This window comes from Prevotella jejuni, from assembly GCF_900187995.1.
Lineage (GTDB): Bacteria > Bacteroidota > Bacteroidia > Bacteroidales > Bacteroidaceae > Prevotella > Prevotella jejuni.
Map to the genome: position 1 here is coordinate 18,607 of NZ_FZNZ01000001.1, position 12,622 is coordinate 31,228.

General features: G+C 40.5%; 10 protein-coding genes. 4 read left to right on the forward strand and 6 right to left on the reverse strand.

Annotated elements, in window-relative coordinates; genetic code table 11:
* The first annotated feature begins 211 nt into the window (after positions 1–211).
* Together CHB62_RS00080 and mnmE are read left to right on the forward strand one after the other, a co-directional pair.
* A complete protein-coding gene (locus CHB62_RS00080; protein WP_089365160.1) occupies positions 212–1,087 on the forward strand; it encodes a nucleoside phosphorylase in 876 nt (291 codons plus the stop codon).
* 12 nt (positions 1,088–1,099) lie between these two features.
* Positions 1,100–2,527, forward strand: a complete 1,428-nt coding sequence (gene mnmE / locus CHB62_RS00085; RefSeq protein ID WP_240616313.1) for a tRNA uridine-5-carboxymethylaminomethyl(34) synthesis GTPase MnmE — start codon at positions 1,100–1,102, stop codon at positions 2,525–2,527.
* A 41-nt stretch (positions 2,528–2,568) separates the two neighbouring features.
* On the opposite strand, the gene CHB62_RS00090 is transcribed toward mnmE, so the two are convergent.
* The 6 genes from CHB62_RS00090 to rfbC all read right to left on the reverse strand — a co-directional run bounded on the left by CHB62_RS00090 (position 2,569) and on the right by rfbC (position 10,710).
* Positions 2,569–3,414 (reverse strand): DUF7281 domain-containing protein, encoded by an 846-nt coding sequence (locus tag CHB62_RS00090; protein ID WP_089365161.1) that lies wholly within the window; start codon positions 3,412–3,414, stop codon positions 2,569–2,571.
* Positions 3,415–3,426: 12 nt separating this feature from the next.
* Positions 3,427–7,074 (reverse strand): ATP-binding protein, encoded by a 3,648-nt coding sequence (locus CHB62_RS00095; RefSeq protein WP_089365162.1) that lies wholly within the window; start codon positions 7,072–7,074, stop codon positions 3,427–3,429.
* Positions 7,058–7,615: a condensin complex protein MksE gene (locus tag CHB62_RS00100; protein WP_089365163.1), complete on the reverse strand. Its 558-nt coding sequence runs from the start codon at positions 7,613–7,615 to the stop codon at positions 7,058–7,060. Before CHB62_RS00100 ends, CHB62_RS00095 begins: the two co-directional genes overlap by 17 nt.
* The gene (locus CHB62_RS00105; RefSeq protein WP_089365164.1) at positions 7,605–8,804 is read right to left on the reverse strand and encodes a hypothetical protein; all 1,200 of its coding nucleotides are present in this window, start codon (positions 8,802–8,804) and stop codon (positions 7,605–7,607) included. The genes CHB62_RS00100 and CHB62_RS00105 overlap by 11 nt, the downstream gene beginning before the upstream one ends.
* A 456-nt stretch (positions 8,805–9,260) precedes the next feature.
* The gene (locus CHB62_RS00110) at positions 9,261–10,052 is read right to left on the reverse strand and encodes a DUF4738 domain-containing protein (RefSeq protein WP_089365262.1); all 792 of its coding nucleotides are present in this window, start codon (positions 10,050–10,052) and stop codon (positions 9,261–9,263) included.
* Positions 10,053–10,155: 103 nt separating this feature from the next.
* Positions 10,156–10,710, reverse strand: coding sequence for a dTDP-4-dehydrorhamnose 3,5-epimerase (rfbC, locus tag CHB62_RS00115; protein WP_089365165.1), 555 nt, complete (start codon positions 10,708–10,710; stop codon positions 10,156–10,158).
* A 120-nt stretch (positions 10,711–10,830) separates the two neighbouring features.
* Between rfbC and CHB62_RS00120 the strand changes: the two genes are divergently transcribed.
* Positions 10,831–11,844: an HU domain-containing protein gene (locus tag CHB62_RS00120; RefSeq protein ID WP_458693487.1), complete on the forward strand. Its 1,014-nt coding sequence runs from the start codon at positions 10,831–10,833 to the stop codon at positions 11,842–11,844.
* 188 nt (positions 11,845–12,032) lie between these two features.
* Positions 12,033–12,566, forward strand: coding sequence for an FHA domain-containing protein (locus CHB62_RS00125; protein WP_009010823.1), 534 nt, complete (start codon positions 12,033–12,035; stop codon positions 12,564–12,566).
* The last annotated feature ends 56 nt before the right edge of the window (positions 12,567–12,622 follow it).

The following is a 12,622-nucleotide window of genomic DNA, read 5'->3' on the forward strand; positions in this document are numbered from 1 at the left end:
TGTTACACAACATAAAACAGGATATAGACTATCGTAGGAGAAGGAATGGCTGAAGCTTAAGAAAGAATAAGATAATCCTGTGTTAAATTACAGTCGAAGCCTTTAGAGACTCTGTGTTTTTTCCTTTACAACGTTTGGTAATCTCTGCTTTTATATTTACCTTTGTTCTTTGAACATAACAATCATATTATTACCAAATTATCTTTCGGCTATGGAGAAGAAATATTTTGCCCCTTCTGAACTGATTATAAATGCAGATGGGAGTGTATTCCACCTACATTTGAAACCAGAGAACCTTGCAGATAAGGTCATACTCGTTGGTGACCCAGGGCGTGTGGCACTCGTTGCTTCACACTTCGAGAATATAGAATGTGAAGCATCCAACCGTGAGTTCCGTGCTATCACTGGTACTTTTCGTGGAAAAAGAATCACTGTCTTGAGTACGGGTATTGGTTGTGACAATATAGATATAGTAGTAAACGAACTCGATGCACTTGCTAACATCGACTTTAAGACACGTACTGAGAAAGAGGCATTACGCCTGTTGACATTCGTGCGCATCGGTACTTGTGGTGGCCTGCAGCCTTATACACCTGTTGGAACATACATTGCATCTGCCAAGAGTATTGGTTTTGACGGCTTGTTGAATTTCTATGCTGGTCGTAATCAGGCTTCTGACCTTACGTTTGAAGCTGAGTTTAAGAAGCAGGTGGGATGGGACTTGCAGATGGGTAACCCTTATGTGGCTTGTGCGGATAAGGAGTTATTGGATAGAATAGCGTCTGATGATATGGTACGTGGCGTGACGATTGCATGTGGAGGCTTTTTTGGACCACAAGGACGTGAACTTCGTCTACCACTGCAGGACTCTAAATTGAATGAAAAGATAGAAAACTTCTCTTATAACAATATGCAAGTAACTAACTTTGAGATGGAGTCTTCGGCTCTTGCTGGCCTTGCAACGCTCATGGGACACAAGGCTGTAACCGTCTGTATGGTTATTGCCAACCGCCTTGCTAAGGAAGCTAATGCAAGCTATAAGAATACGATAGATGGCTTGATAGAGAAGGTGTTGGAGAGAATATAAGATACATTCTTTATGAACAAACAGACAGACAAGATAATACAATCGGTGTCATCAACATCACTGTCTACTATTGTAGGAGGCAGTGATGCTATTTGTTCTCTTGCCACTCAGCCTGGCGGGGCTATAGGAGTTATCCGTGTGAGTGGCGATGAGGCTATAGAAATAACGGATAAGGTCTTTCGTAGTGTACGTGGACGGCATTTGCAAAATGCAAAAGGGAATACCTTATATTATGGTGAAATCCTTGATAAGGAGGGAAATACCATTGATGATGTTCTGGTTAGTGTCTTTCGTGCGCCTCATAGTTATACGGGTGAGGACAGTACGGAGATATCTTGTCATGGTTCTGCTTATATCCTTAATCAGGTTGTTAAGGCACTTATTGATGCGGGATGTCGCCAGGCTCAACCAGGAGAGTACACCCAACGGGCCTATCTGAATGGTAAGATGGACCTTAGTCAGGCTGAGGCTGTGGCCGACCTCATTTCAGCTTCAAACCGTGCTACGCACAAGGTAGCATTGAGTCAACTTAAAGGTCATTTCAGTTCGGAGCTATCAATCCTGCGTGAACAGCTGTTGAAGATGACATCCTTATTAGAGTTAGAGCTCGACTTCTCCGACCATGAGGAGCTTGAGTTTGCTGATCGAACAGAACTGAAAGCATTGGCAGAGACGATACATCAAAAGATTAAGACACTCACAGACTCCTTTGAAACAGGTAAAGCATTGAAGAAAGGTGTACCTGTAGCCATAGTTGGTAAGACAAATGTGGGTAAGTCGACCCTTTTGAATTGTCTCCTTCACGAAGAGAAAGCCATCGTGTCGAATATTCATGGTACAACTCGTGATGTCATAGAAGATACAACAGAAATAAAAGGAGTTACTTTCCGTTTTATAGATACGGCAGGCATTCGGCATACTGACGACCAAATAGAGAAGTTAGGGATAGAACGTGCATATCAGAAGATGGATGAGGCTGCTATTGTCTTATGGGTTCTTGACGAGCAACCTACAGTAGAAGAATGTGCAGAGATGCAAAGTCTGACACAGGGGAAGCATTTGATTACTATCTTTAACAAAATTGATAATAAGGTAGTTGAGCCCAAGTTAGTAGGGGCAGGATTGCATACTGTCTATATCTCTGCAAAGTTAAAGCAGAATATAACAGCCTTAGAAGAAGCTATCTACGATGCGGCTGATATTCCTGAGATAAACGAGAACAGTGTTATCATTACTTCTGCACGTCATTACGAGGCATTAACTCATGCCGATGAGTCTATCCTAAGAGTGATAGAAGCACTTGATTTTGGACTTAGTGGCGACCTTGTTAGTGAGGACTTACGCATCTGCCTTTATCAACTTGCTGATATCACAGGTGGCCAGATTACCCCACATGAAGTACTTGGAAATATCTTCAAGCACTTTTGTATTGGTAAGTAAGGGCTTAAGATAGTTTACCCACGTTGCATCGTAACTCTTTTTTATTGAGTGATATACCCCTCTTGATCATAACCTTTACGCTCATGATGAATGAGGTCTATCAATTGTTGGATTTCTCTTCTGTCTGATTTAATATCTTTATAACGAGCATATTGTTCGTTATAACGGCTTGTTGAGCCATATCTTAACCGTGAGGAGATATCTTCTGGGATTAAGAGAGATGTGCGTCCTATGCCTAAATGCTTCTGAAACTCAGATAGGAATATATGAATACCAGCCAAATCAAAGTCGCCAAAGTGGATATATAGATTGGAATTAGATGCCAGCCATTCTCTGAGATCAGTTGATTGTGGATAGCGTGAGACGAACAGTACTTTTTGTGAATGTCCATGTTTATGTAGGTACTCATCGAAGAAGAGTCTTTGTTGACGAACTTTTCTAAAATTCTCCATATTCTCAATTCCAATGATAATCACATCATTTGGAATTGTAAAAGTTCTCCAATCAGAAACAAAGTAGAAACATCCTTCTTGCGGATTGATGATAAATGGCTCTTCATTCAATCGACATTCAATAGGCTCATACGTATTCACTGGGAACCCAGGACACGAACGTACAGTCACGAGCTTAGAGTTTCCAGTCTCGCTTGCCATAGAACTTCTTGAGTCGAAATTATCGATATCTAAAATACGATAGTTCTCATCCTTGTCAATGAGAAACCTCTTTAATGCTTCGATGTTATTAGCACGATACGACTTTCTCGACCCATGTATAATGATTTGCAATAGACCTTCCTGAATAAGTTCTGTCAGTAGTCTATTGCTTATCCTTGAGCCTGCAACAGTCTCACCAGCTATCAACGCTTGTATAGATGCACTTATTGCCATAGTCTTTCGATGTTATATTCTCTTCAAGAGCTTCTCTACTTTCGTCTTTACACCATGCTTGCTTAGTAGGTAGGTGTACCGATAATCGTACGGATTGTAGGATGTTGGCGAACTATTTATTAGATAGATATTACGTGAGTTGGCAAACTGCAAGATACCTTTAATATTGTTTGGATGAAGACGCCCAATCTCATCCATCATACAATGGACGATGAAATCACCACTCTTACGGGCTGCCTTCTTCTTGAAAACATTGATAAGCATAATGTTGACCATGGCCTTCACTAAAATGTCTGTTCCGTCTGAACCAACGTTATTAATGCGTTCTACCCAGCTTGTGTCATTGTCGTTCTCCTTCACACGGAACTGTAGACGGAAGGCATCTCCCAATGAAACGATGTTACGATTAGGTTCGTTTTGCAACTGATGAGCTAAGCTTTTCAAGTAGTCTACAACCTTTCGGTTCACTTCATCACGATTATCACTTGAGAAGAGGTTCAGTTCTCCTATAGAGAGGGCGTTCTCTACGCAGTAATCATGGATTGATATAAGCAACTGCATAAGTTTGTCTGACGACTCATTTGCCCTTAATTCTATGCTTTTAATCACCCCTGCAAAGTTCTTCTCGACAAAGTCTCGATTGATGTCAAGGATTACTCCATCTACATCAGAACGACGTTTCATCAACGCACCAACCTCTGTTGAGATACGACCTAAGATGTCTTTGTAGTGTTCACTGGTACGTCTTCGGTACTCTTCTATCTTGTTGTTATCGATAAACTCTTGTAAATCAACAGCTATCTGCATGTAATCATCATCAGTGACAGGCGTTGTATTGAAGTGAAAAGCATTCTGTGGCTTAAAGTTACGATTGAAGTTTACAACGGTTCCCTTTAATGTTTCAATAGCTTCTCGTTTCTGATTAATGGTACCTCTCAGCTGACTTAACAGCTGTAAACAGTCTAAGTGAGTAGATTTCACCTTGTTATCAGCGAGATAGACAGTAGGTACTAAGTGTTCGTTCTCTATAACTTGATGATATTGGCTTAGTCCATCTCGTCTATGTGCGAGGTCTTTCTGGAAAGCCCTCTGTTGGTCTTCACATGCTTGTTTCTTCTTTTCTATGCGTATTCGTTTGTCTTCGTAGCGTTGTTGCAACATAATAAGTCGCTGCGTAATCTCCTTTATATTGTTTCTAATATCAGCTTCTTTAGAGAAGAGAGTCTCCACCGCATCTTCGTATTTAATAACGTCATTGCGGTCAGTTTCTATCTGTTGAAGTAGCTTGTTAAGCTCATCAAGTGCTTTGCGATATTTGTTCAGTAGTTTTATGTCTACTCCTTTGCCTTCAAGCTCAGCCCTCTGTTGTTTGTCGAGTTGGGTCTTTTGATTTTCAAACTCTTGATTATGCGATTCAGCTTCAGTCTTTTGTTGCTCTTGGAAAGCATGAAGCTCATTATTAAGCGCCCTTACAGACCTATTGAAAGCAGCATCAAGTTCCTTCAAGTCCTTTTCGTTCTTAGCATCATTCTTTGCTTGTCTTTCTTTTTCAGCTTCAACTTTAAGAGTGGCATCATTGAATGCACGCATACGTAACTCTTGTTCGCTTGAAATTATTTCCTGCTCTTCCATCTCTAATTTATGCTGTTGGTTTTGCAGGTTCTGTCTCTTTGTCGGTATTTGTTCAGCCTCCACTCTTAGGCGAGTAGCATCCTGACGTAATGGTTTAAGTAGATTACCATATTTCTTCCCGAGTTTGGAAATATCCTCTTGAAGGGTTATAGGCAGTTGTGATAACTGTCTATTTAATAGCTGAAGTTGGTCTTCTAATTTCTTTTTCTCTGCCCGATACTCATCAGGAGTACGGTGAGTTGACTCAATGTTATCCAAGTTGAGTTTTACTCCAAATAGGTTGTCTGTTTTATTGTCTAAAGTTGGCTCAAGTCCTTGGGCATAGAGTATCCGTTCTTCATCTACAACTTTTCCAATTGTATCCTCCCATCCTTCAGCGTTCTCACATAACCAATGATAAAGCGAATCATCTAAATGTGACAGCAAGTCGTTGATTCTTGCAATCTCATTACGGCATATCGTGCGTTCGTCTTCCAACCGCTTTTGTTCCTGCAAAGAGGCCTGTTTCAATTCAGCCTCTTTCATTTCGAATTCGTTAGTCAGCTTTTCTATTTGAATTCTTACAGTTGTCTGCTGTGCCTCATTATCTTTTTCATTGATATCTAATTGTACCAGTTGTTCCTTCACCAGCTTGATATCCTCCTCTTTAGGGTGCCATTGGCGCAGTTCTTTAAGTCTACTATCCGCCCTATGTTGCTCTGTAATAAGTGATTGAAGGCGTTCGTTAGACTCATGTATCCAAGTACGATACACGCTCATAACCTGGTTTCTACTCTTAGAACGCTCTTCTTCGTAGCGATTACGTTCTTGTTGTAGCTCTGTTTGCTTTGCATATAAAGTCTCCTTCTGCCCATTGATAAATGTTTGATGAGCATTTTCAAGTTTCTCTTTAGCGATGTTATATTTATCAGCTATCGAAGCATTCGTTTTGAGTAAATCGTTCAATAGCATTTGTTTCTCAGCCACCTCGTGCTTTAAAGACTTCTCACGAGCGTTAAGTGCAACTTTTTCTTTTATATTGATAGCATCGAAATACTTCCGTTTCTCAGCAATCTCTTTCAGTTTACTATTCTTCCCTCCAAGGTCTTGATTGAGAGCGTCTTTCTCTTTGTCATAGTCCGTTTTTAGTTCCTTCTGACGTTTACTCTCTTTTTCAATATTGTTTCTTACATCTACAAGTTTACTTTCCAATAATGGTATCTGTTGTTCATCATCTGCTACAACATAGTTGAGCATGTGCCATACATCAAGTAGTTGCTGGTCGAACGCTACTATCTTACGGCCTTGCTCAGCTATTTTCAGTGCTTGCTGACGTACAGGAAAGATTCCATCACGTGTTTGTTGGAACCAACAGTCTATCTCATCGTATTCTCTTTCAAAGTCCGTTACCAGTCTTCTGTACGTTTGCAAATCAATAGGATGGTCTTCGTCAGCCATTGATTGGATGATAGTATTCTTCACAAAGTCGGCATCCAACTTCGTATTAAGGAATACATTCTGAATACTTCGAGGTATGTTCTGATAGTGAGCACTCTGTACTAAGGCATAACGAGTAAACTTATGGTCATGTGTATTACCAAAGATAATATCCTTAAACATCACCCCAGAGTCGATTCTTGCCGACACACTCACATTCTTATCAATGCGTTCACGTATCTTCACCCAGTCGCTCAGCACTTGTTTCCCATTGTCAATGAGCCACTCCCTTTGGTAGGGAGCATCAATAAACCGCCATGAAGCACGTCCTTGGTATCGGTTGACTAATATGGTATATGCGCCATTGTCACGCATTACCTCATAGAGGATATGCGAGTTAGATTGGCGGAAATAGAACTCGTCAAAAGACTTTTGGCCTTGTTGAATACCCAACTTATGTTTGTCGGCATTGTAGAAGAACAGAAGAGCCCTTAGTACTGTACTCTTTCCAACGCCTTGTGTTCCCGTAAAGTGCACGTTACCATCTACTGATATTTCAGCGTATGGAATATTCGCACTATTGATAAATATGATTCTATTCAGGTATTTCATCTTCGTTAGCTATTTGAATCATGTTAACCAATTCCTCGGCATAACGGAATGCAGAGGTAATCTTAAAAGTCTCATCTTGGATGTTGACACACTCAGCAAAGCCCATGTTTTGCATCTCTTGGAGTAGTTTGTTCACTATCTCTTGATTTGAGCCTGCGCCATATTTCTTAAACAAGTGGTTGGCTTTCTCCTTTAGTTCGATGTCCAGACTGATTTGTTCTATCAGATGACCTTTGCGAAACTGGTAGCCAGCTGAGAATGCTTGATTGTAGCATTTAAGGAAGTCAAGATAGTCAAGCCACTTAGAGAAGCTCTCTAACTTTTGTTCTATCGCTTGCTTTCCTTCTCCTATACGAGAGAAGTAAAAGTACCCATTGCCTTGTTCTAACTGTAGACCGATCTCCTTAAAGTAGTCAGCATAATCTTCAAAGTTCTCTTCCAAGTCATCATATAGATGTCGGATAGAGTTGTCAGCACTATCCACAGAGAGGAACTCTCCACGGATTAAGCGTTCATATATTCGTTGAGTATTATTTCGCATATATAATAGGATATTCAATGTTTTGGTAAGTTGCGTATTCTCCTGTCAGTTTACATTCATCAGGATGTAGGATGACAAGTTGGCAAAAGAGGGTTGCATGATCTTCTATCTCACGTTTTGTTGTGTAGTTATATCTGAGGATGAACTCAAATAGATTGTAGCTTGATGCTGCAAAGGCATTCCATACTTCAGTAGGGTCAATCTCTTTCAAAAGTTGTACTTGCTCTTGTAAGTCTTCCTGTGTCAGCGGTTCCGCTTCTATTCGTGACGTCTTCTGTATGCCGTTACGTTCTGCTATCCTTCTTAAAACCCGCCCTATCTCGTCATTCTCTCTCAGTGCCTCCAATGAAAGACGTATCTTACTATATTGTCGAGACTCCATCCATAGCGGATTGTTATCTTCTAATACTTGTGTTATATTAGTCTCTGTCTTGATGAGAAGCTGGTCCTTTAGATACTTTAATTTGCGTATCTTCTTGTATAGTTGGTTCTGTTGGTCTATTTGATTGATATAGACAATAATCTGCCTGTCTATCTCCATCAGTGCATGATAAGCTTCAACAAAATCGTGCCTCACGGTGCTACAGGTCTTAGCCATGTGTGGGTCATTGGCCATAATGAAGAAAGCTTGCTCGTTGTCCATTAGCTTCTCACATTCACGTATCATCGAACGAATACTATGGCTTTTCTCATCAAGGTGCTGTAGTTTCGTTTTCTTGTTGAGATAGTTGGGTTCTTGCTTATAGGTGTTGTCCATGTTTCGTTTCAAGTCCACCACATTCTTCAACGTTCTAAAGCCTGTTTTCTTCAAGAGTTGGCGCACACTATCTTGATAACCAGCCCTTCTGTTTACGTTTGTCTCTTGTAGGAAGTAAGTGATATGTTCCTTTAGTGTGTTGATACATTCCTGTACGCTTAGCACACTTATCTCTTCGTTCACATTCAGAACCTCCTCGAAGAAATTAAGATAGTCGCTCTCTATTTCAAGAGAACTGCCTGTTTCTACCAGTACTCCATAGTCAATGAGCCTACTTAGTCGGCTCTCGTTTCCGCCAACTATCTCCAGTGCTATTGCTTTGGGATACTTCATTAGCTTTCGCTTCTCAAACATCTCACTCAGTAGTCGCTGTTCGCGTGAGAGTGTTTTAGTAAGTTCTTCTATTGTTCTAAAGTGTGACAGTATGTCCATGTGCTTGTTTTATATATCAACAGTGTGATAGTCTTTGACGTTCTTATTATATAAGGTGGAAATTAGAAAAACTTCTTACTGTACCAATCTTGCATGGGTAAGATTCTTCTTACTACTTGGTCAGCACCTTATACTTTAGGTATTAAAGCAGATACAAATATAATAATAACTTTTGAAGAATGTGGTCAATTCTCGATAAAATCTTCGTAACATACGGTAAACTCGCCTTATACGAGTCTTATCATGGGCATATTCGTATGATAAGGGTGCTAAAAGTCAATCTTTTATGGCTCGTGATATAACATTAAAGTTATATGTTTACCAGTAAGTTATATGACATTCTCTCTATTTTAAGTTTAATAAGAGTGTAATAAAAAACCGCACTTAGTCACAATCATAACTAAGTGCGGATTAGTATTTAATCTTCTTATGATTAGCCTTTCACGGCAATCAATATTACTTTAGCTTCTTGGTCATTCTTCCATCAGGCGTCACCCTCAGTTCGATAACGTATGTTGTGTCAGCATCAGGAATACCAATGATGACATAGTAGTAGAGAGCCTTGGCATCAGCATGGGTGAAATACATCTTACGAAGGATGCTTCGAGAGAGAAAGTCCTTCGGGATGAGCGACTGAAACTCTTGTTTACGGAAGTCGTGTGCGAAGACTGGTGTACCGTGATTGTACAACCGCAAGGCTGCAACATTGTCCAGATACATATTGTCTACTTCAACTCCATTGTCGTTGTACGTAGACTTCACCACCTTATCAGATGTCGTTTGCACATGTACCTTGCTCTCAAAATAGCCCAAGTCAGTACGGATAATCGTGTCTTGCGACTGTTCTAAGAAAGTGTTCATTGCATAGACATGATAGTTGAAGGCCGAGTAGAGCGCTTTGTCATTTGTTTTTGTAAGTTTTACGTCATCACCATTTTGATTGGCAAACTTAAACAGATGAGGTGCTTGCTTCTCTATCTTGTATCCATGGACATTCTGACCTTGCAGATAGATAGTGTCTTGATAGATCCAGAAGCGCACAGGCATACTCGCTGAGTCAGGGTAGAAAATACTATCACCCTTTACTAACATGGCTGGGTCACTATTCTCACCATTGGTCCATAAGCCCTGCAACATCTCCTTAGCCTGCTTGTCCTCGTTTTGTTGCTGATAGTCGGCTCCACGATTGCGACAGGCTGTCAAGAGAATTAACAACACCGATATGCAGGTAAATAACTTCCGTTTCATCTTTACAGATAGATAGTTGAACACATTATCCATGCGTTCGTAAATGATTGATTTATGGCGGATACACTGCCGTTGTGCCCGCTATTGATAAATCTATTGATACTTATTCGAATACTTTAGCCTCTTTTAAAGCTAAGCCTTTATTAAGGTCTTTGTCTGAAAGGATAACATCCTTCGCATCAATAGGCCATGTAATCCCTACGGTCTCATCGTTCCATTTAATGCTGGCCTCAGTTTTTGGACTATAAACATTGTCCACCTTATAAGTAAAGACAGCCTCGTCAGAGAGCACAAGGAAACCATGTGCAAAGCCACGTGGTACAAAGAATTGACGCTTATTGTCCTCAGATAGTTCTACCATGACATACTTGCCGAAGGTAGGAGAACTCTTGCGAAGGTCGACAGCCACGTCAACAACCTTACCTTTAATGACACGCACGAGTTTGGCCTGTGCTGTGTCGCCCTCTTGATAGTGCAGACCACGGAGAACACCATAGCTTGACTTAGACTCATTGTCCTGTATGAAATCTACATGGTAACCAATGTGTTGGTCAAATTCTGCCTGTTTGAATGATTCAAAGAAATAACCTCTTTCGTCATTAAATACTTTAGGTTCAATAATCCAAACACCATCAATTTCTGTTTTAATAAACTCCATAGCTTTATTTTTAGTTCTTATTGCAAAGATAAGAAGTTTTATCGATTATCAGAAGGATTATTTCCTTTTTCATATATTAAACAGGATTTTAACGTCACGGACTTGCCTCTTCCAAATAATTTGTTTAATTTTGCAAACGTGATAAAACTCGACCGACATATTGAAATCCTGCTTTTGGAGAATGACTGTGTCATTGTTCCAGGCTTAGGCGGCTTTGTTGCGCATCGTATTCCTGCTCGATACGATGAGCAGGATGGGTTATTCCTGCCACCTTATCGTACACTTGGCTTTAATGCACAGCTCAGAATGAACGACTCTTTGTTGGTTCAGTCTTATGTTGATGCGTATGATTTAAGTTACCCTGAAGCCTTACAGCAGATTGAGAACGAGGTAGAAGAGATTTATCAAGCATTGGGCGAAGAGGGCGTTTTTGAGTTGAATGACCTTGGAAGCCTATCGAGGAACAGTGATGGTAACTTAGCATTCGAACCTTTCGAGAGTGGTATTCTGACGCCATTGTACTATGGCTTGAGTAGCTATGAGTTCCCTAAGCTTATCAGTAATAATCAGTCTGCTACATCGATTGCTGACATTAAGCCGCAAAAGCAGGGCGTTGTCTTCGTTGACGATACTGACGCTACGAACAAACGACTTAGCATTAGCATGCGTGCAGTACGTAATGTCGCGGCTGCAGCGGTCTTCCTTACAGCGGTCTTCCTTGTTGCTTTCCCTGGTTCAAACCGTAACGGCATTGCTGATAAGCAGCAGATTAAGAGCGGTGTGCTCTATAATATATTCGATTCCGACGACACCTCCAACACTTATAAGCAGCTTGAAACACTGACTTCTAATAGTCACCCTATGGGTATAAAGCGTCAACAGGAGGCTACAACCGTTGCTTCTCATTATTGGGCAATCGTTATGGCAAGTCATATAACAGATAGTAATGCCCGTGCTTTTGTAGCGAAACTGAAGAAGAGCGGCCTTACTGACGCACGTGTCTATGATGGTCCTGAGAGTATAAAGGTGCTTTATGGTTATTTCTCAAGTCCTAAAGAGGCTACTGAAAGGATGAAGGTAATCAATAAGACTACTGAATTTAAGGAAGCGTGGGTGATTGAGATAGGGAAGTAAGAGCAATACTTGTTTGTGTAACGAGCGTTTACTTGATTATTTTCTTATTATCATTTTTTGTCAAGAAAGATATATGAATGAAGGCTAATCATAATCCTTTAATGTCTTAGTCTTATTCATTTTTCATAACTCCTCTTTCTCTTCTTCTATGAGGTGAGGGGTGGTTTTATTAATAATACTTTTATTATATGAAGCGTGTTAGATGTCCGAAGTGTGATAACTTCATAACTTTCGACGAAACAAAATATAAGTCTGGACAACGACTTGTATTCCAATGTCCTCAGTGTGGGAAGGAGTTTGGAATCCGTATCGGCGTCTCTAAACTACGTAAGACACAAAAGGAAGAGAACAATTCGCCTATTGATGAGAATGTAGAAAGCCAATATGGCTCTCTTCATGTGATAGAGAATGTGTTTCATTTCCGCCAAGTCATCCCCCTACAAATGGGTGAGAATGTTATTGGACGATACATGAAAGGCAACCCTATTAACTGTCCGATAGAGACAGTCGACCCGAGTGTTGACATGACGCATTGTACTATTACGGTTAGTAAGGACAAGAATGGCAAACTACAGTACGTATTGCGTGATGGTCCTTCTTATACTGGTACTTTCGTTGACAATGTTATCCTTGGCGACCGCGAACGGCGTGTGATAGAAGGTGGTACGCTCTTTACGATTGGTGCTACGAGTATTATTCTTCAAACCCCAGACGGAGATTGATAAAAGAAAATAGTTTACAATCGAGTGGGTTGGTTGTCCTTGAATACCTATATGAC